The sequence below is a fragment of the Pseudomonas sp. FDAARGOS_380 genome (genome assembly GCF_002591235.1).
Taxonomy (GTDB): Bacteria; Pseudomonadota; Gammaproteobacteria; order Pseudomonadales; family Pseudomonadaceae; genus Aquipseudomonas; species Aquipseudomonas salmasensis.
In genome coordinates this window covers 5,528,274-5,553,046 of sequence record NZ_CP023969.1, presented here as the reverse complement: position 1 = coordinate 5,553,046, position 24,773 = coordinate 5,528,274, and the positions used below count along the sequence as shown (strand labels likewise).

At 61.5% G+C, this 24,773-nt stretch carries 22 protein-coding genes; 9 read left to right on the top strand and 13 right to left on the bottom strand.

All coding sequences use genetic code 11. The features are described from left to right. Positions 1-375: 375 nt before the first annotated feature. On the bottom strand, positions 376-1,272 hold the full coding sequence (locus CRN80_RS25830) for a helix-turn-helix domain-containing protein (RefSeq protein WP_098951846.1): 897 nt from the start codon (positions 1,270-1,272) through the stop codon (positions 376-378). 138 nt (positions 1,273-1,410) lie between these two features. Between CRN80_RS25830 and CRN80_RS25825 the strand changes: the two genes are divergently transcribed. From CRN80_RS25825 to CRN80_RS25815, 3 genes are read left to right on the top strand one after another with little or no spacing between them, the layout of a single operon-like run. After that, positions 1,411-2,769: a glutamine synthetase family protein gene (locus tag CRN80_RS25825; protein WP_098952694.1), complete on the top strand. Its 1,359-nt coding sequence runs from the start codon at positions 1,411-1,413 to the stop codon at positions 2,767-2,769. Positions 2,770-2,794: 25 nt separating this feature from the next. After that, positions 2,795-3,883, top strand: a complete 1,089-nt coding sequence (locus CRN80_RS25820) for a polyamine ABC transporter substrate-binding protein (protein ID WP_098951844.1) — start codon at positions 2,795-2,797, stop codon at positions 3,881-3,883. Further along, positions 3,880-5,172 carry an FAD-binding oxidoreductase gene (locus CRN80_RS25815; protein WP_098951841.1) on the top strand — a complete coding sequence of 431 codons (1,293 nt, stop codon included), beginning with the start codon at positions 3,880-3,882 and terminating at the stop codon, positions 5,170-5,172. The genes CRN80_RS25820 and CRN80_RS25815 overlap by 4 nt, the downstream gene beginning before the upstream one ends. A 130-nt stretch (positions 5,173-5,302) precedes the next feature. On the opposite strand, the gene CRN80_RS25810 is transcribed toward CRN80_RS25815, so the two are convergent. After that, positions 5,303-6,187, bottom strand: coding sequence for a LysR substrate-binding domain-containing protein (locus CRN80_RS25810; RefSeq protein WP_056784376.1), 885 nt, complete (start codon positions 6,185-6,187; stop codon positions 5,303-5,305). Positions 6,188-6,299: 112 nt separating this feature from the next. Here CRN80_RS25810 and CRN80_RS25805 point away from each other — a divergent pair, with 112 nt between their 5' ends. Genes CRN80_RS25805 through CRN80_RS25795 form a run of 3 tightly spaced genes read left to right on the top strand, consistent with a single transcriptional unit; the run spans position 6,300 to position 8,555 of the window. Continuing rightward, positions 6,300-7,310, top strand: coding sequence for an aldo/keto reductase (locus tag CRN80_RS25805; RefSeq protein WP_098951840.1), 1,011 nt, complete (start codon positions 6,300-6,302; stop codon positions 7,308-7,310). 11 nt (positions 7,311-7,321) lie between these two features. After that, positions 7,322-8,119, top strand: coding sequence for an SDR family NAD(P)-dependent oxidoreductase (locus CRN80_RS25800; protein ID WP_089042545.1), 798 nt, complete (start codon positions 7,322-7,324; stop codon positions 8,117-8,119). 25 nt (positions 8,120-8,144) lie between these two features. Beyond that, positions 8,145-8,555, top strand: coding sequence for an SRPBCC family protein (locus tag CRN80_RS25795; protein ID WP_032892228.1), 411 nt, complete (start codon positions 8,145-8,147; stop codon positions 8,553-8,555). Positions 8,556-8,600: 45 nt separating this feature from the next. On the opposite strand, the gene CRN80_RS25790 is transcribed toward CRN80_RS25795, so the two are convergent. Continuing rightward, the gene (locus tag CRN80_RS25790) at positions 8,601-9,098 is read right to left on the bottom strand and encodes an AAA family ATPase (RefSeq protein WP_032897475.1); all 498 of its coding nucleotides are present in this window, start codon (positions 9,096-9,098) and stop codon (positions 8,601-8,603) included. A gap of 159 nt (positions 9,099-9,257) precedes the next feature. Between CRN80_RS25790 and dapF the strand changes: the two genes are divergently transcribed. Further along, on the top strand, positions 9,258-10,061 hold the full coding sequence (gene dapF, locus CRN80_RS25785; protein WP_098951838.1) for a diaminopimelate epimerase: 804 nt from the start codon (positions 9,258-9,260) through the stop codon (positions 10,059-10,061). Here dapF and CRN80_RS25780 read toward each other — a convergent pair. Beyond that, complete coding sequence (locus tag CRN80_RS25780) at positions 10,058-11,194, bottom strand: PAS domain-containing sensor histidine kinase (RefSeq protein WP_098951836.1); 1,137 nt, start codon at positions 11,192-11,194, stop codon at positions 10,058-10,060. The genes dapF and CRN80_RS25780 overlap by 4 nt on opposite strands. Further along, entirely contained in the window at positions 11,184-11,999 is an 816-nt protein-coding gene (locus tag CRN80_RS25775; RefSeq protein WP_032892225.1) for an alpha/beta fold hydrolase, read from the bottom strand. The genes CRN80_RS25780 and CRN80_RS25775 overlap by 11 nt, the downstream gene beginning before the upstream one ends. Before the next feature lie 131 nt (positions 12,000-12,130). Between CRN80_RS25775 and CRN80_RS25770 the strand changes: the two genes are divergently transcribed. Next, complete coding sequence (locus CRN80_RS25770) at positions 12,131-13,324, top strand: YgcG family protein (RefSeq protein WP_098951835.1); 1,194 nt, start codon at positions 12,131-12,133, stop codon at positions 13,322-13,324. A gap of 122 nt (positions 13,325-13,446) precedes the next feature. On the opposite strand, the gene CRN80_RS25765 is transcribed toward CRN80_RS25770, so the two are convergent. Both CRN80_RS25765 and CRN80_RS25760 read right to left on the bottom strand, forming a co-directional pair. Further along, positions 13,447-13,845, bottom strand: coding sequence for a hypothetical protein (locus CRN80_RS25765; protein WP_032892223.1), 399 nt, complete (start codon positions 13,843-13,845; stop codon positions 13,447-13,449). A gap of 329 nt (positions 13,846-14,174) precedes the next feature. Further along, positions 14,175-14,666, bottom strand: a complete 492-nt coding sequence (locus CRN80_RS25760) for a GNAT family N-acetyltransferase (RefSeq protein WP_098951833.1) — start codon at positions 14,664-14,666, stop codon at positions 14,175-14,177. A gap of 762 nt (positions 14,667-15,428) precedes the next feature. On the opposite strand from CRN80_RS25760, the gene CRN80_RS25750 reads away from it, so the two are divergent. After that, positions 15,429-16,016: a LysE family translocator gene (locus tag CRN80_RS25750; protein ID WP_056784402.1), complete on the top strand. Its 588-nt coding sequence runs from the start codon at positions 15,429-15,431 to the stop codon at positions 16,014-16,016. Here CRN80_RS25750 and CRN80_RS25745 read toward each other — a convergent pair. Genes CRN80_RS25745 through CRN80_RS25720 form a run of 6 tightly spaced genes read right to left on the bottom strand, consistent with a single transcriptional unit; the run spans position 15,958 to position 24,249 of the window. Next, the gene (locus CRN80_RS25745; RefSeq protein WP_032892220.1) at positions 15,958-16,851 is read right to left on the bottom strand and encodes an AraC family transcriptional regulator; all 894 of its coding nucleotides are present in this window, start codon (positions 16,849-16,851) and stop codon (positions 15,958-15,960) included. The genes CRN80_RS25750 and CRN80_RS25745 overlap by 59 nt on opposite strands. Positions 16,852-16,886: 35 nt before the next feature. After that, a complete protein-coding gene (locus CRN80_RS25740) occupies positions 16,887-18,488 on the bottom strand; it encodes an ABC transporter ATP-binding protein (protein WP_098951830.1) in 1,602 nt (533 codons plus the stop codon). A gap of 1 nt (position 18,489) precedes the next feature. Then, the gene (locus CRN80_RS25735; RefSeq protein ID WP_003190688.1) at positions 18,490-19,509 is read right to left on the bottom strand and encodes an ABC transporter permease; all 1,020 of its coding nucleotides are present in this window, start codon (positions 19,507-19,509) and stop codon (positions 18,490-18,492) included. Position 19,510: 1 nt separating this feature from the next. Then, positions 19,511-20,584: a microcin C ABC transporter permease YejB gene (locus CRN80_RS25730; RefSeq protein WP_032892218.1), complete on the bottom strand. Its 1,074-nt coding sequence runs from the start codon at positions 20,582-20,584 to the stop codon at positions 19,511-19,513. Continuing rightward, positions 20,585-22,423, bottom strand: coding sequence for an extracellular solute-binding protein (locus CRN80_RS25725; protein ID WP_032892217.1), 1,839 nt, complete (start codon positions 22,421-22,423; stop codon positions 20,585-20,587). Further along, positions 22,420-24,249, bottom strand: coding sequence for an extracellular solute-binding protein (locus tag CRN80_RS25720; RefSeq protein ID WP_098951828.1), 1,830 nt, complete (start codon positions 24,247-24,249; stop codon positions 22,420-22,422). Before CRN80_RS25720 ends, CRN80_RS25725 begins: the two co-directional genes overlap by 4 nt. Positions 24,250-24,773 lie beyond the last annotated feature (524 nt).

Here is a 24,773-nt window from a genome sequence, read left to right as displayed (position 1 = left end):
TGTACATATCCATTGCTGCGGTAACGGCTACTTAGGGTTCCGCCCTGACGGCGGCTCACTTTTGAAAAGCGCAAAAGTAAGCAAAACGCTCTTGCCCCACCACTCGGCACCTCGCCTAGGCTCGGTGTGCCCGGAACCCGACAGTGATTTGGGGGGCCGCCGCCACGCGCCATCCATGGCGCGGGGCGGCTAAACCGGCATCCCTGCCGGTTTACCCCCCAAATCCCTGTCGAATTCCGGCCAGCGTGGTTTAACGGGGCGCCTGAGATCAAAAGCAGATCAAGATCAAGAGCGGCTCGCTTCGCATCGTGGTTACCGTCTGCTGCTACAGCTCAGAAAGTTGTGTAGAAGCCAGCTCCCACAGGGGATAGCGTCTCAACCAAAGCGTCTCAGGGTCTCGCTGGGCAGCTCCCGGAACAAAGCCCGATAGCTGTTGGAAAACCGCCCCAAATGCCAGAATGACCAATTCATCGCCACCTCGGCCACGGTGGTATCCGCGCCACTCAATAGCTCACGCCGCGCCCCATTCAACCGACGCAACCTTAACCACTGCGCCGGGCTCATCCCTGTGTAGGTCTTGAAGCCTTGCTGCAATTGGCGCAACGGCACACCCGCAATCTGCGCCAGTTCCAGCAGGTTGACGGTTTCATCCGGCGCATCCGCCGCCCATTCGCCGATGCGCGCCATCAAGCGGCGTTCTTCGCTGCGCTTTTGCAGCGAACTGCGGTCCAGACACACGCAGGCGTTATCGAGGATAAACAGGCAGTCATCGAGCAATTGTTGGGTGAGGGCATCGCGGCTGATGGGGTCGGTGAGGGCGGACAAGCGCGTGAGCGTGCCGCTGAGCCAGCGGGTGAACAGCGCGTTTTGTTGGCAGGTCAGCGGTGCCATGAACAGGCCTTCGAGTCTGGCCATGTCCAGGCCCTGGCGCTGGACGAACTGTGGGCCGAACACCACCGCCACTTCGCGGTAGTTGACCGGGGTGATCCAGGTGTTGCGGCTGTCGCCATTGAGCAGGTACAGCGCGTTGTCGCTGCCGTCGAAACAGAACGTCAGGGCGCCGGTGGGGGCGTTGAAATGCTGCTCCACGCGGGTGTTCATGCACTCTTCGTAAACCTGCACACCTTGCAGGTCGAGGTAGCGCACCTGCCCGGCAAAATGCCCCGGGGACATCTGCTGGTACTGCTGCACCCAGCCGGGTGTCGCACTGCATTGGGCGGCCACATCGCCGGTGGCGAAGGCCTGTACGCGCAAAGCGGTTGCCTGTGTCATGGGTGATCCGTGCGCACTCTATTGGTGCGTTGTGCTGCGTGCAAAGTGGATAGATGCCGTTTCAAGGCTGGCCCAAGATAGACCTCAATGCGCTGGGAGTACAAGCCGGCGCCGCATCCCACCCAAGACGAGGTCCTTATGAACGCCCCCTTCGATCAGCTGTCCGCCTGGCTGAAAGAACACAAGATTACCGAAGTCGAATGCGTGATCAGTGACTTGACTGGCATCGCACGCGGCAAGATTGCGCCCACCAACAAGTTCCTGCATGAGCGAGGCATGCGCCTGCCGGAAAGTGTGTTGCTGCAAACGGTAACCGGGGACTTTGTCGACGACGATATCTATTACGACCTGCTGGACCCGGCCGATATCGACATGATCTGCCGCCCGGCAGCCAACGCCACTTACGTAGTGCCGTGGGCCATCGAACCCACGGCCATCGTGATCCACGACACCTTCGACAAGCAGGGCAACCCCATCGAGCTGTCGCCGCGCAATGTGTTGAAGAAAGTCCTGCAGCTCTACACCGACCAAGGCTGGCAGCCGATCGTGGCGCCGGAAATGGAGTTCTACCTGACCCAGCGTTGCGAAGACCCGGACCTGCCACTGAAAACCCCGATTGGCCGCTCCGGCCGTGCCGAAACCGGCCGCCAGTCGTTCTCCATCGACGCGGCCAACGAATTCGACCCGCTGTTCGAAGATGTCTATGACTGGTGCGAAGCCCAGGGCCTGGACCTCGACACCCTGATCCACGAAGACGGCCCGGCGCAGATGGAAATCAACTTCCGTCACGGCGACGCCCTGGACCTGGCCGACCAGATCACGGTGTTCAAGCGCACCTTGCGTGAGGCCGCCCTCAAGCACAACGTCGCCGCCACCTTCATGGCCAAGCCGGTGGCCGATGAGCCGGGCAGCGCCATGCATTTGCACCAGAGCGTGGTGGAGATTGCCACCGGCAAACCGGTGTTCGTCGATGCCGATGGCGCCATGAGCCCGCTGTTTTTGCATCACATCGGCGGCTTGCAGAAGTACATCCCCATGCTGTTGCCGATGTTCGCGCCCAATGTGAACTCGTTCCGCCGCTTCCTGCCGGACACCTCGGCGCCGGTCAACGTCGAGTGGGGCGAAGAGAACCGCACCGTCGGGTTGCGCGTGCCTACCTCCAGCCCGGAGGCGATGCGCGTGGAAAACCGCCTGCCGGGGGCTGATGCCAACCCTTACCTGGCGATTGCCGCGAGCCTGTTGTGTGGCTATCTGGGGATGATCGAGCACGTCGAACCCAGTGCCCCGGTGGAAGGCCGCGCCTATGAACGCCGCAACCTGCGCCTGCCGTTCACCCTCGAAGACGCATTGGCGCGCATGGAGGAGTGCGACACGGTCAAGCAGTACCTGGGCGAGAAATTCGTGCGTGGCTATGTCGCGGTCAAGCGCGCCGAGCATGAAAACTTCAAGCGAGTGATCAGTTCCTGGGAGCGTGAGTTCCTGCTGTTGAGCGTCTAAAAACAAGCATAAAAGGGGTGACGATATGCGTCTTGTGAACAAGCTTCTCCCATTGGCCCTGGCCGCGGCGTTCAGCAGTGCCGGCCAGGCGGCACCGACGGTGAGTGTCTACAACTGGACCGATTACATTGGCGAGACCACCTTGGCGGACTTCCAGGCCAAGACCGGCATCAAGGTGATCTACGATGTGTTCGACTCCAACGAGACCCTGGAGGGCAAGTTGCTGGCCGGGCGCACCGGGTATGACGTGGTGGTGCCGTCCAACCACTTCCTGGCGCGCCAGGTGAAGGCCGGTGCGTTCCTCAAGCTCGACCGCGCGCAGTTGCCCAACTTCAAGAATCTGGACCCCAAGCTGCTCAAGTTGCTGGAGCAGAACGACCCCGGTAATACGCATTCGGTGCCGTACCTGTGGGGCACCAATGGCATTGGCTATAACGTTGACAAGGTCAAGCAGGTGCTGGGTGTCGACCGCATCGATTCGTGGGCCGTGCTGTTCGAACCGGAAAATATCAAGAAGCTGCATGAATGCGGTGTGGCCTTCCTCGATTCGGCGGATGAGCTGTTCCCGGCGATCCTCAACTACATGGGTAAGGACCCACGCAGTGAGAATGCCGAGGACTACAAGCAGGCCGAAGCCAAGCTGCTGACGCTGCGGCCGTACATCACCTATTTCCACTCATCCAAGTACATCTCAGACCTGGCCAACGGCAATATCTGCGTGGCTTTCGGTTATTCCGGCGATGTGTTCCAGGCCGCCAACCGCGCCAAGGAAGCCAAGAACGGGGTGAACATTGCGTACTCGATCCCCAAGGAAGGCGCCAACCTGTGGTTCGACCTGTTGGCGATTCCGGCCGACGCGAGCAACCCTAAAGAAGCCCATGCGTTTATCAACTACCTGCTTGAGCCCGAGGTGATTGCCAAGGTCAGCGCCTCGGTGGGCTATGCCAACGCCAACCCGGCCGCCAAGCCGTTCATGGCCCCGGAACTGGCGAACAACCCTGAGGTGTACCCGCCCCAGGAGGTACTCGACAAACTCTATATTTCCACCACGCCCACGCCGGCGACCATGCGCGTGATGACCCGCGCCTGGAGCAAAGTGAAGTCCAACCGATGATGCAGTCCAATGAACATGCCCCGTCCTATTACCGCGCTTCGGCGAATGCCATGGCGCAGCGGCCCGCACTTGAGGCAGACCTGAGCGCCGATGTGTGTGTGATCGGCGGTGGTTTTACCGGCGTCAACACCGCCATCGAACTGGCCCAGCGCGGGCTCTCGGTGGTGCTGCTGGAGGCGCGCCGCATTGGCTGGGGCGCCAGCGGGCGCAACGGTGGGCAATTGATCCGCGGCATTGGCCATGATGTCTGCGGGTTTGCCAAATACGTGGGCGAGGAGGGCGTGCGCTATATGGAGCGGGCCGGTATCGACTCGGTGGCCCTGGTGGGCCAGCGCATTTCCGAGCACGGTATCGACTGCGACCTGCGCTGGGGCTTCTGCGAACTGGCCAATACCCCGGCGCAGTTCGCGGCGTTCAAGGGCGAACAGGCGCACCTGGCGGCCATGGGGTATGCCCATGAAACGCGGCTGGTCGGCCCGCACGACATGGCGCAGGTGGTGGGCTCGACCGTGTATGCCGGCGGCCTGGTCGACATGGGCTCCGGGCATCTGCACCCGCTCAACCTGGTGCTGGGTGAAGCGCAGGCGGCCGAGGCCCTTGGGGTGCGTATCTTTGAGCACAGCCCGGTGCTGGAGCTGATTCATGGCGATACCGTGCAGGTGCGTTGCGCGGGCGGCAGCGTGCGCGCGGCCAACCTGGTGCTGGCATGCAATGCTCATCTTGAGGAGCTGGAGCCGCGCTTGAGCGGCAAGGTTCTGCCAGCGGGCAGCTACATCATCGCCACCGAGCCACTGCCAGAGCCTGTGGCCCGGCAGTTGATCCCACAGAACCTGGCGCTGTGCGACCAGAAAGTCGGCCTGGATTACTACCGGCTGACCGCCGACCGGCGCCTGTTGTTCGGCGGTGCCTGCCATTACTCGGGGCGCGATCCTCAGGACATCGCCGCGTACATGCGTCCGAAAATGCTCAAGGTGTTCCCGCAGTTGGCCAACGCCGCCATCGAGTTCCAGTGGGGCGGCAAGATCGGCATCACCGCCAACCGTTTTCCCCAGGTCGGGCGGCTCAAGCAGTACCCGAATGTGTTCTATGCCCAAGGCTATTCCGGCCACGGCTTGAACGTGACGCACTGGTGCGCACGGTTGCTGGCCGAAGGGATACACGCGGGTGCAAGCCAGGGCCTGGATATCTTCAGCCAGGTGCCGCACATGACCTTTCCCGGTGGCAAGGCACTGCGCTCGCCGTTGCTGGCGTTGGGGATGTTGTGGTATCGCTTGCGCGAAGCGCTCTGATTGATCGTTCCGACGCTCTGCGTGGGAACGCCGCCGCGGACGCTCCGCGTCCCGCCGTTTAGTGACGCGGAGCGTCATGGGATGCATTCCCACGCGGAGCGTGGGAACGATCAGCGGAGCGTGGGAACGATCAGTCGGTCAGCACCTTGCGAAAGGTTTCCACCAACGGCCTCAAGTTGACGCGATGCCAGGCCGCCCACAGCGGTGTGGTGTAGGCCAGCCACGGCAGCTCGCGCAACACCACGCCGGGCGGTGCGTTGCGGCTCAGGCCTTTTTGCACCATCGCCACCCCCAGCCCGGACGCTACCAAGCCCAATGCAGTAAAGGGCTCGCTGGCCTCCATGGGGATCTGCGGGGTGAAACCGGCGCGGATACAGGCGGCGACGAAATCGTCAGCCGGGTGGGCGCCAGGTTTGCGCTGCACGCCGATCCATTGTTGGTCGGCCAGGTGTTCGGGCAACAGTTCGCGTTGTCGAGCCAGCGGATGCTGTTCGGGCAGGGCCAACAGCATCGGGTCGTCGAGCACTTGCCAGGCGGTCAGGTCCGGGTCATCGGCGGCGGGTGGTTCGCTCACCAGGGCGATGTCCAGGCTGCGTTGGCGCAAACCTTCGAGTTGTTCCAGGGAGGGCAGGTTATACAGCTTGATATGCACGGCGGGCCGGTCGTCGCGCAGTATGCGCAAGGCGTTGGGCAAGACACCGGCGTGCATGGCGTTCTCGATATAACCGATGCACAAACCGCCTTCTTCACCACGGCCCAGGCGCTTGCCCAGTGACTCCAGGCGGTTGGCGTGGGTCAGCAATGCCTTGGTCTCGGCCAGGAAGGTCTGGCCGTCGCGGGTCAGGCGGATGCGCTGCTGGCTGCGTTCGAACAGGGTCAGGCCCAGGCGTTCCTCAAGCTGGGCGATCTGCCGGCTCAAGGGCGATTGGGAAATGTGCAAGCGCTCGGCGGCGCGGCCAACGTGTTCTTCTTCAGCCACCACTTCGAAGTAGCGCAACTGGCGTAGATCAATCATGTAAGACCTGCAAGGACTCAAGTTGGTCGCAGTATGTCTTGGACGGTCTGATCAGCGCAATCTAGCATCTGCTCAACGGTCACCGCGACCTCGCACTCATTGAGGAACCACCATGAGCTTGAAAGACACACTGCCCGGCGTACTGGGCTTTGGCACCGCCCCCTTGGGCAATATGTTTCGCGCTATCCCCGAAGAAGAAGCCCAGGCCACCGTCGACGCCGCCTGGAGCCAGGGCGTGCGTTACTTCGATACCGCGCCGTTCTACGGCTCGGGCCTGTCGGAAATGCGCTTGGGCCAAGCGCTGTCCAACTACCACCGCGACGACTACGTGCTCAGCACCAAGGTCGGCCGGGTGATTCTCGATGAAGTCGAAGAAACCGCCCGTGACCTTGGCGAAAAAAGCGGCGTATTCGAACACGGGCGCCCCAATAAAATAATCAATGACTACAGCGCCGACGCCACCCTGCGCTCCATTGAAGACAGCCTGACACGCCTGCAAACCGATCGCCTGGACATCGTGTGGGTGCATGACATCGCCCAGGATTTTTACGGCGACCAATGGCTGGAATACTTCAACCAGGCCCGCACCGGCGCCTTCAAAGTACTCACCCGTTTGCGCGAGCAAGGGGTGATCAAGGCCTGGGGCCTTGGCGTCAACCGCGTCGAACCTTGCGAGTTGACCCTGGACCTGGCCGAAGCCCAGCCCGACGGCTTTCTGCTGGCGGGGCGCTATACGCTGTTGGACCACGACCGCGCGTTGCAGCGCCTGATGGACGCGGCCCACGCCCAGCAGGTCGAGATCGTCGTCGGTGGCCCGTACAGCTCCGGCATCCTCGCTGGCGGTGCGCACTTTGAATACCAGCAAGCCAGCCCGGCGATCATGGCCAAGGTCGAGCAGATCAAGGCGATTGCCCAGGCGTTTGGCGTCAGTATCAAGGCCGCTGCGCTACAGTTCTCACTGGCCCATCCGGCGGTGGCGGCGGTGATTCCCGGTGCCAGTCGTCCGGGGCGGATTGCCGAAGACGTTGCGGCGTTGTCTGAACAGATTCCAGCCGCCTTCTGGCAGGCGTTGCGCGAGGCCCGCTTGATCTCGGACGGTGCACCTTTGCCTCTCTCACGTTAAGGAGCTTGAGCATGAAAATTGATGTAAGTGGCAAAGTGGCTATTGTCAGCGGCAGCACCGCCGGTATCGGCCTGGGCATCAGCCAGGCCCTGGCGCAATCGGGTGCCACGGTGGTGGTGATCGGGCGGGATGCAGGCAAGGTGGACGATGCCTTGGCGAGCATTCGCCAGGCGGTTCCCGCTGCCCAACTGCGTGGAGTGGTGGCCGACCTCGGGACCGTTGAAGGCGCACAGAAACTCTTCGCCGCCGAACCCCGCGCCGACATTCTGGTCAACAACCTGGGCATCTTCGATGCGGTGGATTTCTTCGACGCGCCGGACAGTGAGTGGGCGCGCTTCTATGAGGTCAATGTGATCTCCGGCGTGCGCCTGGCGCGGCATTATGTGCCGGGCATGGTCGAGCAGGGTTGGGGCCGGGTGATCTTCGTGTCGTCGGAGTCCGGGGTGGCGACGCCGGCTGACATGATCAACTACGGGGTGACCAAAAGCGCCAACCTGGCGGTGTCCCACGGCCTGGCCAAGCGCCTGGCGGGTACCGGGGTGACGGTGAATGCGATCTTGCCGGGGCCGACCTTTACCGATGGCCTGGAACACATGCTCAAGGACGCCACGGCCGAATCCGGGCGCAGTGCCCGAGACGAAGCGGATGTGTTTGTGCGCCATGCGCGGCCCACCTCGATCATCCAGCGTGCGGCCAATGTGGATGAAGTGGCGAACCTGGTGGCGTACATTGCTTCACCGCTGTCTTCGGCGACAACCGGTGCTGCGCTGCGGGTCGACGGTGGCGTGGTCGACAGCATGGCAATCTGATTTTTTCCTGACTGGAGTATTGATCGTGGCAACAGCGTCTTCTGTGATTGAAATTGCGGTGTCGGCCGACCAGGTCTGGCAACTGATTGGCGGCTTCAACAGCCTACCTGACTGGCTGCCTTTTATTGCCAAGAGCGAGCCGAGCGAGGGTGGCCGTGTGCGTCACCTGACCGCCGCTGACGGCGGCACGATTGTCGAGCGCTTGCAGACTTTCGACAACGTAGCGCGCACCTACAGCTACACCATTGAAACGTCGCCGTTTCCGGTGAGTGCCTACCTGTCGACCTTGCAGGTTGAAGCGTTGACGGACACCTCGGCGAAAGTGACCTGGTCCGGCGTGTTCACGCCGGCAGCGGGTACCACCGAGGCGCAGGCAGAGGAGTTGTTTACCGGTGTCTACGAGGGCGGGCTTGAGGCGCTGCGCAGTAACTTCTAAGGATTGTGGCGAGGGAGCAAGCTCCCTCGCCACAGGGTGGATTTTTTAGCCTAGATGGAGCAAGGCTGCCGCGACAGCCTCTGCCGGCGTCAACTGCGCCGTGTCCAGCCTGAACGGCGGCGCTTCCCAGGGTTCATACTCATGCACCTGCACCGATTGCCAGGTCGGCGGCACCAGCCCCGGAATATCGCCCACACGGCCTTCGACTCGAAGCCGATGCGCCTGCTGATCGGAACACACCACCTCGATATTGATCAGCGCCACGCCGGCGGCTGTCGCCACCGCTTGCCAGGCATCACGGCTTTCCTTCACCGGGTTCACGCAATCGGCGATCACCCGCTGCCCCAGGCGCAGGTTACTCAGCGCCAGCGCATTCGCCACAGCGTAGCCACTGGCCCCCACATCGCCCGCCAACACCCCAGCCTCGCGCAACGCCTGCTCAATCACATCGATACGCAGGTAAACCGCGCCCAACTGACGTGCCAGTTCCCTGGCAATCGTGGTCTTGCCACTGCCGGGCAAACCGCTGAATACAATAAGCATGACCATCAACCCCCCTGTAGGAGCGAGCTTGCTCGCGAAAAACGCCAACAATAACGCGTACTAACTGAATAAACGCGGCGCCCCTGAGTTTTTCGCGAGCAAGCTCGCTCCTACAGTGGTATTAGAACCGCTCGGCTCATTTCACTCACAGGAGCGCCCATGACCCTGCCGTTCGTGAAGATGCACGCCCACGGCGACGACTTCATCATCGTCGACCGCCGTGGCGAGGACAACCCCATTACTGCGCAGATTGCCCGCTACCTGGGTAACCGCCGCTTCGGCATCGGTTTCAATCAACTGGCGGTGGTGCTCGACTGTGAGGAGGCCGCCGCGCGCGTTCAGTTCTGGAACCCGGACGGGACACGCCTGCACACCTGCGGCAGCGCGACGCGTGGCGTGGCTGATCGCCTGATGCATGAGGCTGGCACTGACACCATCGTGCTGCGCAGCGACCGTGGCTTGCTGAGATGCACACGTGCTGATGGGCAGCGGGTGTCGGTGGACATGGGCCCACCCTCCTTGGACTGGGCGTCGGTGCCCCTGGACAGGGCGATGGACACCTGTGTGTTGCCTATCGACGGCCAGCCGGCGGCGTGCAGCATGGGCAACCCGCATTGCACGTTTTTTGTGGAGGATGTGACGGCGCTCGATATTGAGGCCATGGGCCCGACCCTGGAAGTTCACCCGCTGTTTCCGGCCAGGACCAATGTGCATTTCGTGCAAGTGCTGGACCGCAGCCATATCCGCCTGCGTATCTGGGAGCGTGGCGGCGGTGTGCCGCAGGGGTCCGGTTCCTGCTGTTGCGCGGCGGTCGTCAACGGCATCCGGCGAGGGCTGCTCGATGAGCGTGTAGAGGTCCAGTGCGACGGCGGCGCGGTCACGGTGCAATGGGACGGGCAGGGCGGGGTGATATTGACCGGCCACGTCGAGCCGATCATGCAGGGCACCGCGTACCTGTACTAGAACTTCACGGTAAACGTGGTGCCGGCGCTCGCACAGGAACTCACCGCCACATCGCCGCCATGCACCCTGGCCAGTTCGCGCACGATATACAGGCCCAGGCCCACGCTGCGCACGTCGCTGCCCTGGTCGGTGCCGCGGGTCATGGGTTCGAACAACCCGGCCAGCAAGGCTTGGGGGATCGCGGGGCCGTGGTTGTGCACCGCAACCTCGCAGGTGTTGTCGCCCAGGCGCGAGGTGATGGTGATCGGCTGCAGCAAGTCGCCATAGGCCACGCTGTTGGCCACCAGGTTACCGACCATCTGTTGCACGCGGTCGGCGTCCAGGCAGGCGTCGCCCTGGCCCTCGGCGTGATGCACCAGCGTGGCCTTGGGGAAGGCCACTCGCAGTTCGTCGACGCTGCTATGAATCACGCTGTGCAGGTCCAGCGGTTGCGGCTTGATGATAATGCCCTGGCCAACCCGGGCCTGGGTGAAGTCCAGCAGGTCGGCGATCATGCGGTGGGCGCGTTCGGACGACTGGCCGATGTGCCCCAACAACTGGCGCTCCTTGGCCGTGCGCTCGCCACGCTGGAGAAAGTCGGACGCCATGCGGATCGCCGTGAGAGGGTTTTTCAGGTCATGGCTGACAATCGCCACCATCTGTTCGGCAAACAACGCCCGGCGCTGGGCAATGGCATAGGCTTCGCTCAGTTCGGCCTGGGCCTGTTGCAGGGCCAGTTCCGTAGCCGTTTTTTCCTGCAGCAGGGCTTCGGCCTGCTTGTGGGCATTGAGCAGTTCGCGCTCGTACTTGTCACGGTCGGTGGTGCCGAACAGCGCCAGGTCATACACCACGCCGTCGGGCTGCTGGCGCCGGTTGGCATTGAGCAATACGGTGACCTTGTGCCCGTCGCAATGGCGGATGTCGAGCTTCACCTCGGTGACGCTGCCGTGCATGCGCAGCATCGGCGCCAGGTGCGTCTGGTAGAAAATCCGCCCGCCCATGGCCAGCAGGTCCTGGAAACGCCGGCCCAGCAGTTGGGCGGCGGTAAAGCCCAGCCAATCGCACAAGCGCGGGTTGACGTGCAGGATCGTGCCGTCTTCCTGGGTCACCGCCAGGGCGCAGGCCGCGCTGTCAAACAGTGAATCAGCGGGCATCGGCAGCCGCCCAAGGGGCGAGGAAGCGGTCCATCGCTGTTGCGCACGCCTGGGGGGCGCTCATGTGTGGGCAATGGCCGACATTCTCGACCAGGCAATAGGTGCTGTTAGGTAATACGGCGTGCAGGTATTCGCCCACGGCCACGGGAGCGATCAGGTCTTCGGTCGATTGCAGGATCAGCACCGGGGTAGTCAGGCCGAACACATCCTGGCGGTTATCCGACAGGAAGGTCACGCGGGCGAACTGCTTGGCGATGTCCGGCTCGGTGCGGCAAAAGCTGTCGGTGAGCGCCTCGCTCAAGTGGGGTTGCGTCGGCGCGCCCATGATCACCGGGGCCATGGCGCTGGACCAGCCCAGGTAGTTGCTGTCGAGGGTGTCGAGCAGGTCTTCGATGTCGTCGTGCTGGAAACCGCCGACATACTCATCGGTATCGATATAGCGCGGCGATGGGCCAATCATCACGTGCGCGGCAATGCGGCCAGGGATGAAACGGTCGGCGAGGGTGCCGATCATCGCGCTGACCGAATGGCCCACCAGAATCACCGGGCCTTGGGCGTAGGCGTCGATAATCTCGTTCAGGTCATGGGCGTAGCCATCCAGGCGGCTGTATTTGGCTTTGTCGAACGCACTCAAGTCCGACAGGCCGGCGCCGACCAGGTCATACAGCACCACGCGAAAGCGTTCGAGAAAGTGCGGTGCCAGGGCATTCCACATGGCCTGGTTGCAACCAAAGCCGTGGGAAAACACCAGGGTCGAGGGACCGTTGCCCATCACATGTACATTGTTGCGGTGACTTAGGTCCATGGGCGTCTCGTTGATGGCTTATTGCTATATAGCTTGGCGGCAGTTTAGATAGTCGCAGGCCCTGGGTCACGCGTTTGCGTGCAGATAAGGTAAAGTCGGCGCCTTCAGGGAGAAACTTCAGGTAACCATACATGATCGTGCTTGTGCGGCAATCGGTGTTCAGCCTACTGGCCCTGGTATTTTCCAGCCTGTTGATCGCCGCGCAGGCGGACACCTCGCCCATTGGGGTTGCCCTTGATCAACGGGTCATTGACCTGACCAACACTCTCGACTCGGGCACCGCCGAGCGCCTCAAGCAACAACTCGCCGACCTTGAACAACGCAAAGGCGCGCAGGTTGCTGTATTGCTGGTGCCGACCACCGGCAGCGCCGGCATCGAAGACTACGCCAACCAACTGTTTCGCGCCTGGAAACTGGGACGCCAGGACGTCAACGACGGCCTCCTGCTGGTGGTGGCCAAGAACGACCGCAAGGTGCGCATCGAAGTGGGCTACGGCCTGGAAGGCATCGTCACCGACCTGCTGGCCCATCGCATCATTGAAGAACGGATCACGCCGGCGTTTCGTCAGGGCGACTTTGCCGGTGGCATCGAGCAAGGCGTGAACGCGCTGGTCGTCTTGGTGGACGGCGGCGACTTGCCTGAAAGGGCCGGGCCGGGTCTCACCCCCCAATTTATCGCGATATTGGCGGCGTTTATCCTGGGGGCGCTCACAGGTGTACTGATCGCTGCCGGTAAGTTGCACTGGCGCAGGGCCTTGATCATCGCAGTAGCGGCCACACTGTTGTTGGCGCTGCTGGCAGGTGGTCGGGATTGGCCGATGTTTCTGTTTGTAGTGCCGCTGACGTTGTTGATTGGCGGCGCGATATTCGGCGCGTTGTGGCAGGTACGTACGCTGTTTTACGGCGTGATCGGGCTGCTGGCTTATATCCTCGGGTTGGTGGTGGCAAACCAGTACGTGGACGTCAGTTTCACCCATTGGCTGCTGTGGCCATTGGGCGTCTTGATAGTACTGGGCTTGTACCTGGTGCTGCTGCTGATCATGAGGGAGACCTGGCGCACCAGCCGCGCAGGTTTTGCCGTACGACTGCTGGCGGTGATGGCCGTGTACGGGGTGGCGGGGCGGGTGATGGACGGTGATCGCGACGCCTGGTTGCTGGCGTTTCCTATCGCATCGTTTGTTGCGCTGATTATCTTTGGCAAGGTCGGCGAAGGTTCTGGCTCCGGCGGCGGGTCCAGTTCAGGCTCCAGCGGCTCAAGCTCCAGCAGCAGTTCGTCGGGCGGTGGCGGTTCCAGCGGTGGCGGGGGGGCTTCCGGCAGTTGGTAGATGACTCGGCGGCTGTCCCACAGCGGAACAACCGCCAACCATACCAGTTGAAGCCAATGGGTATGGGGTGTTCGGCAAAGCCCTGGGTACTACGGCGGCTTAGCTCAAAAGCAGAGGAGTTGTCACGCCTTGGTCCAACCGCCGATGCCGTCAGGTTTTATTTCGAAGTCGATCGGTTCACGATGGATATTGGACGGGGAGTCGTCTAAGGCCTTGTAATCCGAAGTTGAGAAGGCGGGCAGGGTGCCGCTGCCGTGATATTGGATATGGGTATTGACCCTGGAGTCATCGACGATCTTTTTGTCCGAAGGCAAGAAGTTGCGATCCAACCGAGTGCGGTTGGCGTGGTCGCGCGTCGCATTGCCAATGCTCTTCCAGCCGCCCTTGCCATTGGACACTTCGGCATCTTCTCCCGCCTGTTTGTCCAGAGGGTTTGTCCTGGGTACATCGTTATCGATAGGGTGTTTGCCAGCGGGCTGGTACGCGGGTACGAATGGGATGGAGTCACTGATTGAAGACATGATTGCACCTCTCTGATCGCTAGGAAATTGACCCTGTCAGGAGGGGATCCTGACAGGGCGTTTCGCAGGCTACAGCGCCAGAGGCAGGCGCTCAACGAGGTCTGTTTTGGCTGGGTGTAACAACGTAAAACCGCATCGGGCGTGGGTTTTCGAGTGAGTGAAAAGGCTATAGGTGCAGTCCGGCCCACGCGCCGAAAAGTCAGCCTGGTTGTCAGATAGCGCAGCGCAGTGCCAGGTTTTCACTCACTGAAACACACTGTGTCGTTGCAGGTTTTTTGGCGGCTTCACGCTTGGAAACACTTTTGCAATTACTCGTGCAACGGCTTGCATTAAAGCATTCTCACCATCTCATGCCACGCCATACCCCCATGATCCGACGGCGAAGGGCGCACATAGGTGTAGCCCATTGTTCTGTACAACGGCACATGCTGCTCCTTGCACATCAGGTGGATGCTGCGCTTGCCCATTGCTTGCATGCGTTGCACGAACTCGGCCATCAGCCTTTTCGCATAGCCCTTGCCTTGATGGGCCGGGTCGACCACCACCGACATGATCACCACATTCGACGCCTCGGCCACATGGCCCACCAACTCCTTGAAGGCCTCGTCCGACATCACCACTTCATGGGCGCACCCTGAGTTGATGAAACCCACCACTGCGCCATCTTCCTCCAGGATCAAAAAGCCCTCGGGGTACTGTGCGATGCGCGTGGTGATCTTTTCAAGCGTTGCGGCTTCGTCGCCCTCGTAGGCGGTGGTTTCGATTTCAAAGCAGCGTGCGGCGTCGGTGGGCAGGGCGTTGCGCAAGGTGAGGGTGGGCATGGGCGGTTCCAGGGATGTTCAGTCAAAGGCCACATCATAGAGAAACGTTGTTCCTTTGGCACCGTAAGGTCACTGGTGCTGAAGGCTCAAGCGGGAGGTTCAACGTTGGTGCCCCGCAATCAAACTGTGGGAGCTGGCTTGCCTGCGATGGCGGCTTGACAGCCGACACCTATCTACCTGATACCTCCGCAATCCAACTGTGGGAGCTGGCTTGCCTGCGATGGCGGCCTGCCAGCCGACACTTATCTACCTGACACCCCACCATCCAACTGTGGGGCTTGCTCGCGAAGGCGGCCTGACAGGCGACACAGTTGGATTGTGTACATATCCATTGCTGCGGTAACGGCCCCTTAGGGTTCCGCCCTGACGGCGGCTCACTTTCGAAAAGCGCGAAAGTAAGCAAAGCGCTCTTGCCCCACCACTCGGCACCTCGCTTGGGCTCGGTGTGCCCGTAATCCGCCAGTGATTTGGGGGGCCGCCGCCACGCGCCATCCATGGCGCGGGGCGGCTAAACCGGCATCCCTGCCGGTTTACCCCCCAAATCCCTGTCGAATTCCGGCCAGCGTGGTTTGACGGGGCGCTTAAGATCAAGATCAAAAGCAGATCAAGAGCAAGAGCGGCTCGCTTCGCATCGTGGTTAGCGGTGGGGCGTAAATCAACAGCGCTCGTTCTGAAAGATAAAGGGGCATTTTCTTCAATACCTCTCGTCTTTGTGCGCGTTACCGTGATCTCAACATCGTTGGCATCACACAAGGAACTGTAATGAGCTTGATTCTCTCCATGGCCGCTTTTGCCCTGGCCACGTCCATCACCCCGGGCCCCGTTAATGTGGTCGCTTTAAGTGCCGGTGCGCGTTTCGGTTTTGTCGCCAGCCAGAAACATGTGTTGGGCGCCGCCGTAGGTTTCACCTTGTTGTTGGTGCTGATTGGCCTGGGGCTGCATGAAGTGCTGGTGCGCTGGCCGATCCTGATCCGATTGATCCGCTGGGGCGGAGTCGCGTTCTTGTTGTATATGGCGTGGAAGCTGGCGGTGGATGATGGCCGGTTGGACGCTGATGGTGCACAGACCGCGCCGTCGATGCTGTACGGCGCGATCATGCAGTGGCTCAACCCGAAAGCCTGGCTGGCGTGTGTGGCCGGTATGGGGTTGTTTGTGGCCGATGGCGATGCGGCGCAGGTGTGGTTGTTTGCCGCGCTTTACCTGGTGATCTGCTACCTATCGGTGGCGTGCTGGGCGTATGCGGGGACGTTTTTGCGCCGCTATTTGCACAACCCGAAGGGGGTGCGCTTGTTCAACCGCTCAATGGCCGCGTTGCTGGTGGCCAGTGTGGGTTATTTGCTGATGGCTTGAGGTTTTCGCGGTATTGCCCCGGCGTGGCCGCGAAGTGTTGTTTGAAGGTGCGCTGGAAGTGTGCCTGGTCGGCAAAGCCCGCGGCCAGGGCGACGTCGGCAATCAGTGCGCCATTGCGCAGTTGGCTGCGGGCAAACTGGATGCGTCGGTTGACCATGAAGGCGTGGGGCGTCAAGCCGTAATACTGTTTGAACGCGCGGATCAGGTAAGACGGCGACAAGTCGGCGGCCTGGCAGATGTCTTCGAGTTTCAAGGCCTGCGTGCAGTGGGCACGAATGTAGTCGGCGGCGCGTTCCAGTTTGTGGTTGACCTCGCGCACCGGCGCCAACGAAGGGTTCAGGCGCTGTTGTACCTCGGTGAAGTAACTCACCAGCGCGCTCTGTTTTTGCAGCAGATCGGCCTGTTCATCCACCAGTGTGCGGTACAGGTCGAGCAAGCCGTGGTACAGCGCGGTGTCGCGGGTATGGGGCGTGTCGAAGGGCCGGTAGCCCTGGTCGGTACTGAACCCCAACTGGTATTGCAGGTCGGTCAGCCACGGCGTGTCGAGGTACAGCATGTGGTAGGACCAGGGCTGGTCATGGATGGGGTTGCATGCATGCACATCGCCGGGGTTCATCAGCACCACGGTGCCGGCGCTGATGTCGAAGGTTTGCGCGCCGTAGTGGTAATAGCTACAGCCCGTGGTAATCGCACCGATGGAAAAATGCTCATGGGCGTGCCGGGTGTAGGTAACCTTGCGCCCGTCGGCGATGGTGCGCGCTTCGATGAACGGCAGGCGTTCGTCGCGCCAGAAGCGCGGTGCATCTGCGGGGCGGGCGGTAGGGCTCGGCGACATAGCGTTAGTTCTCCTGCATTTGCACCCGCGTTACGTCAGGCCGGTACCAAAAAAGCCGCCTTGAGCAACTGCCGGGTATAGGCATGCTGCGGGTCGGCAAAAATAGCCCGGGCGTCGCCTTGCTCCACCACCTGGCCTTGCTTGACCACCATCAATTGGTGACTCAGCGCCTTCACCACCGCCAGGTCATGGCTGATAAACAGGTAGGTCAGGTTGTACTTGGCCTGCAAGCCGCGCAGCAACTCTACCACTTGGCGTTGTACTGTGCGGTCCAGGGCCGAGGTGGGTTCGTCCAACAGGATCAGGCGCGGCTTGAGCACCAGCGCTCGGGCAATGGCGATGCGCTGGCGCTGGCCGCCGGAGAATTCATGGGGGTAGCGATGCCGGGATTCGGGATCCAGGCCCACCTCCTTGAGCGCCGCGATAATCGCCGCTTCCTGTTCGGCGGGCGTGCCCATCTTGTGGATGCGCAGGCCTTCGCCAACGATCTCGCTGACGCACATGCGCGGGCTCAGGCTGCCGAAAGGGTCCTGGAACACCACCTGCATTTCCCGGCGCAACGGGCGCACCTGCTGTTGGCTGAGGCGGTCCAGTTGCTGGCCTTCGAAGCGAATCCCGCCCTGGCTGCCGATCAGGCGCAAAATTGCCAGGCCCAGGGTGGATTTGCCCGAGCCACTTTCGCCCACGATGCCTAGGGTTTGCCCTTGGGGCAGGCTGAAGTTGATGCCGTCCACGGCCTTGACGTAATCCACGGTGTTACGCAAAAAGCCTTTCTTGATCGGAAACCAGACTTTCAGGTCGTCCACCTCCAGTAGCGGTGGGCCGACCTCATTATTGGCCGGACCGCCACTGGGCTCCGCCGCGAGCAGTTCCTGGGTGTAGGGATGCTGGGGCGACTGGAACAGCGTCTCGCAATCGGCCTGTTCCACGATGCAACCTTGCTGCATCACACACACGCGGTGGGCGATGCGCCGTACCAGGTTGAGGTCGTGGCTGATCAGCAACAGCGCCATGCCCAGCCGCGCCTGCAACTCCTTGAGCAATTCCAGAATCTTCAACTGTACGGTGACGTCGAGGGCGGTGGTCGGCTCGTCGGCGATCAACAACTCCGGCTCGTTGGCCAAGGCCATGGCGATCATTACCCGTTGGCGCTGGCCGCCGGACAGCTCATGGGGCAACGCCTTGAGGCGTTTGTGCGGTTCGGGAATACCCACCAGTTCCAGCAACTCCAACGTGCGCTGGGTGGCGACCTTGCCGGTCAGGCCCTTGTGCAGGCCGAGCACTTCGTTGATCTGTTTTTCGATGGAGTGCAGCGGGTTTAACGAGGTCATCGGCTCCTGGAAGATCATCGCAATACGATTGCCGCGTATATGCCGCAGGGTCTTCTCTTTGAGCGTCAGCAGGTTTTGTCCTGAATATTCGATGGTGCCCGACGGATGCCTGGCCAACGGGTAGGGCAGCAGGCGCAGGATCGAATGGGCGGTGACCGATTTACCCGAACCGCTTTCGCCCACCAGCGCCAGGGTTTCGCCGCGCTTGATGTCGAAACTGACGTGGTTGACCACGCGGTGATGATGCTCGCCGGTGACGAACTCGACACTGAGGTCGCGGATTTCGATCAGATTGTCCGGATTCATCTCATTTCCTCGGGTCGAACGCATCGCGAGCGGACTCGCCGATAAACACCAACAAGCTCAACATGATCGCCAGCACCGCAAAGGCACTCATGCCCAGCCACGGCGCTTGCAGGTTGGATTTGCCCTGGGCCACCAGCTCACCCAGCGACGGCGAACCTGCCGGCAGCCCGAAGCCGAGAAAGTCCAGGGCGGTGAGGGTGCCAATGGCGCCGGTGAGGATGAAGGGCAGGAAGGTCATGGTCGAGACCATCGCATTGGGCAGGATGTGGCGAAACATGATCGCGCCGTTCTGCATGCCCAGCGCCCGCGCCGCTCGCACGTATTCCAGGTTGCGCCCACGCAGGAACTCGGCGCGCACCACATCCACCAGGCTCATCCACGAAAACAGCAACATGATCCCCAGCAGCCACCAGAAGTTGGGCTGCACGAAGCTGGCCAGGATGATCAGCAGGTAGAGCACCGGCAAGCCGGACCAGATTTCCAGGAAACGCTGCCCGGCCAGGTCGACCCAGCCGCCATAAAAGCCCTGCAAGGCGCCGGCAATCACGCCGATGATCGAGCTGAGGATGGTCAGCGTCAGGGCGAAGAGCACTGACACGCGAAAGCCGTAGATCACCCGCGCCAGCACATCGCGCCCCTGGTCATCGGTGCCCAGCAGGTTGACCGAGGACGGCGGCGCCGGGGCCGGCACTTTCAGGTCGTAATTGATGCTCTGGTAGCTGAACGGAATCGGCGCCCACAAGGTCCAGGCGTCCTTGGCCTTGAGCAGTTCCTGGATGTACGGGCTCTTGTAGTTGGCTTCCAACGGGAATTCACCGCCGAAGGTGGTCTCCGGGTAGCGCTTGAGCGCCGGAAAGTACCAGCCGCCGTCGAAGTGCACTGCCAGGGGCTTGTCGTTGGCGATTAACTCGGCGCCCAGGCTCAGCACGAACAGCACCAGGAACAGCCATAGCGACCACCAGCCACGTTTGTTGGCCTTGAACCGCTCGAACCGGCGGCGATTGAGGGGGGACAGGTTCATCTCAATGCTCCCGGCTGGCAAAGTCGATACGCGGATCGACCAGGGTGTAAGTGAGGTCGCCGATCAGTTTCACGATCAGCCCCAGCAGGGTGAAGATAAACAGCGTGCCGAACACCACCGGGTAGTCACGGTTGATCGCCGCTTCAAAGCTCATCAGCCCCAGGCCGTCGAGGGAGAAGATCACCTCCACCAGCAACGAGCCGGTAAAGAAGATGCCAATGAAGGCCGAAGGGAAACCGGCGATCACCAGCAGCATGGCGTTGCGGAACACGTGGCCATACAGCACGCGCCTGTTGGTCAGGCCCTTGGCCTTGGCGGTGACCACGTACTGTTTGTTGATCTCGTCGAGAAAGCTGTTCTTGGTCAGCAGAGTCATGGTCGCGAAGTTGCCGATCACCAGGGCGGTGACGGGCAGCGCCAGGTGCCAGAAGTAGTCGAGGATCTTGCCGCCCCAGCTCAACTCGTCGAAGTTGTTGGACGTGAGCCCGCGCAAGGGGAACCAGTCGAAATAACTGCCACCGGCAAACACCACGATCAGCAAGATCGCGAACAGGAACGCCGGTATCGCATAGCCGACGATGATCGCCGAGCTGGTCCACACATCGAAATGGCTGCCGTGGCGCGTGGCCTTGGCGATCCCCAGGGGGATGGACACCAGGTACATGATCAGGGTGCTCCATAACCCGAGGGAAATGGACACCGGCATCTTTTCCTTGATCAGGTCGATGACCTTGGCGTCGCGGAAAAAGCTGTCACCGAAGTCCAGCCGGGCGTAGTTCTTGACCATGATCCACAAGCGTTCCGGCGCCGACTTGTCGAAGCCGTACATCTTTTCGATTTCCTTGATCAGCGCCGGGTCCAGGCCTTGGGCGCCACGGTAGCTGGAACCGGCCACCGCGACTTCGGCCCCACCGCCGGCAATGCGGCTGGTGGCACCGTCGAAGCCTTCGAGCTTGGCGATCATCTGCTCTACCGGGCCGCCGGGTGCGGCCTGGATGATGACGAAGTTGATCAGCAGGATCCCGAACAGCGTGGGGATGATCAGTAACAGGCGGCGAGCAATATAGGCCAGCATTCAATTGCCTCCGCTCGCCGCATCGGCGTTCTGCGTGGTGTCGAGGGATACCGCCGGTTTGACGTCGGGTTTAGCCCACCAGGTGGCGGTGCCGACGTCGTAGCGTGGCGAGACCTTGGGGTGGCCCAGGTGGTCCCAGTACGCAACACGGAAGGTCTTGATGTGCCAGTTGGGGATCACGTAGTAACCGAACTGCAGCACACGATCCAGCGCCCGGGCGTGGGCGATCAGGCTCTGGCGCGAACCGGCGTCGATCAACTCTTCCACCAACTGGTCGACGGCGGGATCCTTGAGGCCCATGTAGTTGCGGCTGCCGGGCTTGTCGGCGCTGGAGGATTTCCAGAACTCGCGCTGCTCGTTACCCGGCGAGGTGGATTGCGGGAAGCTGCCCACCAGCATGTCGAAGTCGCGCGAGCGCAGGCGGTTGATGAACTGCGAGACGTCCACGCGACGAATCACCAGGTCGATGCCCAGGTCTGCCAGGTTGCGCTTGAACGGCAGCAGGATGCGCTCGAACTCGGTCTGGGCCAGCAGGAACTCGATGGTCACGGGCTTGCCGGTGCTGTCGACCATTTTGTCGTCGACAATCTTCCAGCCTGCCTCTTGCAGCAGTTGGTAGGCCTCGCGCTGTTGGGTGCGGATCATGCCGCTGCCGTCGGTGTGGGACGGTTCGAAGGCCTGGGTGAAGACTTCGCCAGGGATCTTGTCACGCAGCGGTTCAAGGATCGCCAGTTCATCCGGGCCGGGTAGGCCGGTAGCGGCCATTTCCGAGTTTTCGAAATAGCTGCGGGTGCGGGTGTAGGCACCGTTGAACAACTGCTTGTTGCTCCATTCGAAATCCAACAACAGGCTGATGGCCTTGCGCACGCGCACATCCTGGAACATCGGCTTGCGCATGTTGAACACAAAACCCTGCATGCCGGTGGGGTTGCCGTTGGGGATTTCTTCCTTGATCAAGCGGCCTTCTTTCACCGCTGGAATGTTGTAGGCATTGGCCCAGTTCTTGGCGCTGAACTCCAGCCAGTAGTCGAACTGCCCGGCCTTCAAGGCTTCCAGGGACACCGTGCTGTCGCGGTAGTAATCGGTGATGCGCGTATCGAAGTTATAGAAGCCCTTATTGACCGGCAGGTCCTTGGCCCAATAATCCTTGACCCGCTCGTAGCGAATCATGCGGCCCGGCTTGACCTCCGCCACCTGGTAAGGCCCGCTGCCCAGGGGGATTTCCAGGTTGCCCTTGGAAAAATCCCGGGTCGCCCACCAATGCTTGGGCAGCACCGGCAACTGCCCAAGGATCAACGGCAATTCGCGGTTGTTGGTGCGCTTGAACTTGAACAGCACGCGCAACGGGTCTTCGGCCACTACTTCATCGACGTCGGCGTAGTAGTTGCGGTACAGCGGGTTGCCTTCCTTGATCAGGGTCTGGAAGGTGAACACCACGTCTTCGGCGCGGATCGGGTGGCCGTCATGGAAGCGCGCTTCGGGGCGCAGGTAGAAGCGCACCCAGCTGTTGTCCGGGGCTTTTTCGATCTTGCCGGCCACCAGGCCGTATTCGGTGATGGGTTCGTCCAGGCTCTGCGTGGCCAGGGTGTCGTAGATCAGCGGCAGGTTGTCCGCTGGCACGCCCTTGCTGATGTAGGGGTTGAGGCTGTCGAAACCGCCCATGGCCGATTCGCGGAAGGTGCCGCCCTTGGGGGCGTCGGGGTTTACGTAGTCAAAATGCTTGAAGTCGGCGGGGTACTTGGGGGGCTCGTTGTAGAGGGTCAGCGCATGTTGTGGCGCGGCGTGCGCCGCGGTGCACAGCAACAGGCTGGCGAGCAGGGTAGTACGCAAGGACATCATTGGGCTTTCTCCGAAGCTTTCAGCCACCATGCGCTCAGGCCCAGGCTATAGGGCGGCGTGGTGACGAAGGCGAACCGGTTGCGGTACGCCAGGCGATGATAGTTGAGGTACCAGTTGGGAATGCTGTAGTGCTGCCACAGCAGCACCCGGTCCAGGGCGCGGCCGGCGGCCAGTTGTTCTTCGCGGGTCTGCGCCGCCAGCAGTTGGTCGAGCAGGTGGTCGACCACCGGGTTGGCGATACCGGCGTAATTCTTGCTGCCCTTGATTGCGGCCTGGCTGGAGTGGAAGTACTGCCACTGCTCAAGGCCGGGGCTCAAGGTCTGGCTGAGGGTCATCAGAATCATGTCGAAATCGAATTGATCGAGGCGCTGTTTGTACTGTGCGCGGTCAACGGTGCGCAAGCGGGCGTCGACGCCGATGCGGGTCAGATTTTCGACATAAGGTTGCAGGATGCGCTCAAGGTTCGGGTTGACCAGCAGGATTTCCAGGCGCAGCGGTTGCCCGTTCTTGTCCAGCAGGCGCTGCCCCGACAGTTTCCAGCCGGCCTCGCTGAGCAGGGCCAGGGCCTGGCGCAGGGTTTCGCGGGGGATGCCGCGGCCGTCGGTGTGTGGCAGGTTGAACGGCTGGGTAAACAGCGCGGCCGGCAGTTGGTCGCGGTAGGGCGAGAGCATCAACCACTCATGGCCCACCGGCAGGCCGGTGGCCGAGAATTCACTGTTGGGGTAATAGCTCACCGAGCGCTTATAGGCGCTGCTGAACAGCGTACGGTTGGTCCATTCAAAATCGAACATCAACCCCAGGGCTTCGCGCACCTTGGCCTGGCTGAACGCCGGCCGCCGGGTATTCATGAACAGGCCCTGGCTCTGGGTGGGGATCTGATGGGCGATCTGCGCCTTGATCACATCGCCGCGGTTGACCGCCGGAAAGTTGTAGCCCGTGGCCCAGTTCTTGGCCTGATGCTCTATATAAATATCGAATTCACCGGCCTTGAAGGCTTCAAAGGCCACGTCGCTGTCGCGATAGAACTCCACTTCGACCTTGTCGTAGTTATAGAAACCCTGGTTGACCGGCAGGTCTTTGCCCCAGTAATCCTTGACCCGTTCAAACACCAGTTGCCGCCCAGGCGCCACCTTGGTGATGCGGTAAGGCCCACTGCCCAGGGGTGGCTCGAAGGTGGTGGCCTTGAAGTCACGGTTTTTCCAGTAGTGCTGGGGCAGCACCGGCAACTCGCCCAGGCGCAGGATCAGCAAGGGGTTGCCGGCGCGCTTGAACACAAAGCGGATACGGTGAGGGTTGAGGATGTCGACCCGAGCCACTTCCTGCAGGTTGGTGCGGTACTGCGGGTGGCCTTCGGTCAGCAGGGTGCGATAGGAGAACGCCACGTCATCGGCGGTAATCGGCTTGCCGTCGTGAAAGCGCGCTTCGGGGCGCAGGTTGAACACCACCCAACTGCGGTCCTCGCTGTATTCCACCGATTGGGCAATCAGGCCATAGCTGGAGGTGGGTTCATCGCCGGACGGCGCGTATTGCCCAGTGCCCACCATCAAGGGTTCATTGAGCTCGTTGACGCCGTACTGCAGGAAATTGGCGGTGGAAACCGGGCTTGAACCCTTGAAGGTATAGGGGTTGAGCGTATCGAAGGTGCCAAATGCCATCACCCGCAATGTCCCGCCTTTAGGCGCTGCAGGGTTTACCCAATCGTAATGGGTGAATTTGGCTGGGTACTTGAGTGTGCCGAACTGCGCATAACCGTGGCTCTCGGTGATCGTCGCGTTCGCCGCAAAGCTCAAGGCCAGGCTTATTAGTAGAAGGAGGGGACGCTTCAAGTCAGAGATCCGATCCGGGCGGCTTGGGCTTTATGATCGGTACAGTAACAGCTTGTTCCGGTTGGAAAAAGCATCTTGAAATTGGCTATAGGCCCATGTGCATCGGTCTCTACACAACGCTGTAATGCTCAACGCTAACCACTATGCGAAGCGAGCCGCTCTTGCTCTTGATCTGCTTGTGATCTTGATCTCAGGCGCCCCGTTAAACCACGCTGGCCGAACGCAGGCTTGAATTCGTGGGTAACCCGGCAGGACGCCGGGTTAGCCGCCCCGCGCCATGGATGGCGCGTGGCGGCGGCCCACGGATTCAAGCCTGCGTTCGGGCACACCGAGCCCAAGCGAGGTGCCGAGTGGTGGGGCAAGAGCGTTTTGCTTACTTTGGCCTGGGCCGGCATTCCGGCTTTTGCAAAGTGAGCCGCCGTCAGGGCGGAACCCTAAGTGGCCGTTACCTAAATAACGGATATATACCCGGTCAGACCCAACGTTCTGGTCGGCTGTCAGGCTGCCTTCGCGGGCAAGCCCGC

Coding starts and splice junctions, on each gene's coding strand:
- CRN80_RS25780 (WP_098951836.1), bottom strand. CDS start 11,194: ATGCCCGCTGATTCACTGTTTGACAGCGCGGCCTGCGCCCTGGCGGTG.
- CRN80_RS25760 (WP_098951833.1), bottom strand. CDS start 14,666: ATGCCCACCCTCACCTTGCGCAACGCCCTGCCCACCGACGCCGCACGC.
- CRN80_RS25805 (WP_098951840.1), top strand. CDS start 6,300: ATGAGCTTGAAAGACACACTGCCCGGCGTACTGGGCTTTGGCACCGCC.
- CRN80_RS25820 (WP_098951844.1), top strand. CDS start 2,795: ATGCGTCTTGTGAACAAGCTTCTCCCATTGGCCCTGGCCGCGGCGTTC.
- CRN80_RS25790 (WP_032897475.1), bottom strand. CDS start 9,098: ATGCTTATTGTATTCAGCGGTTTGCCCGGCAGTGGCAAGACCACGATT.
- CRN80_RS25765 (WP_032892223.1), bottom strand. CDS start 13,845: ATGTCTTCAATCAGTGACTCCATCCCATTCGTACCCGCGTACCAGCCC.
- CRN80_RS25830 (WP_098951846.1), bottom strand. CDS start 1,272: ATGACACAGGCAACCGCTTTGCGCGTACAGGCCTTCGCCACCGGCGAT.
- CRN80_RS25730 (WP_032892218.1), bottom strand. CDS start 20,584: ATGCTGGCCTATATTGCTCGCCGCCTGTTACTGATCATCCCCACGCTG.
- CRN80_RS25815 (WP_098951841.1), top strand. CDS start 3,880: ATGATGCAGTCCAATGAACATGCCCCGTCCTATTACCGCGCTTCGGCG.
- CRN80_RS25745 (WP_032892220.1), bottom strand. CDS start 16,851: ATGTCGCCGAGCCCTACCGCCCGCCCCGCAGATGCACCGCGCTTCTGG.
- CRN80_RS25750 (WP_056784402.1), top strand. CDS start 15,429: ATGAGCTTGATTCTCTCCATGGCCGCTTTTGCCCTGGCCACGTCCATC.
- CRN80_RS25770 (WP_098951835.1), top strand. CDS start 12,131: ATGATCGTGCTTGTGCGGCAATCGGTGTTCAGCCTACTGGCCCTGGTA.
- dapF (WP_098951838.1), top strand. CDS start 9,258: ATGACCCTGCCGTTCGTGAAGATGCACGCCCACGGCGACGACTTCATC.
- CRN80_RS25800 (WP_089042545.1), top strand. CDS start 7,322: ATGAAAATTGATGTAAGTGGCAAAGTGGCTATTGTCAGCGGCAGCACC.
- CRN80_RS25725 (WP_032892217.1), bottom strand. CDS start 22,423: ATGATGTCCTTGCGTACTACCCTGCTCGCCAGCCTGTTGCTGTGCACC.
- CRN80_RS25825 (WP_098952694.1), top strand. CDS start 1,411: ATGAACGCCCCCTTCGATCAGCTGTCCGCCTGGCTGAAAGAACACAAG.
- CRN80_RS25740 (WP_098951830.1), bottom strand. CDS start 18,488: ATGAATCCGGACAATCTGATCGAAATCCGCGACCTCAGTGTCGAGTTC.
- CRN80_RS25735 (WP_003190688.1), bottom strand. CDS start 19,509: ATGAACCTGTCCCCCCTCAATCGCCGCCGGTTCGAGCGGTTCAAGGCC.
- CRN80_RS25810 (WP_056784376.1), bottom strand. CDS start 6,187: ATGATTGATCTACGCCAGTTGCGCTACTTCGAAGTGGTGGCTGAAGAA.
- CRN80_RS25775 (WP_032892225.1), bottom strand. CDS start 11,999: ATGGACCTAAGTCACCGCAACAATGTACATGTGATGGGCAACGGTCCC.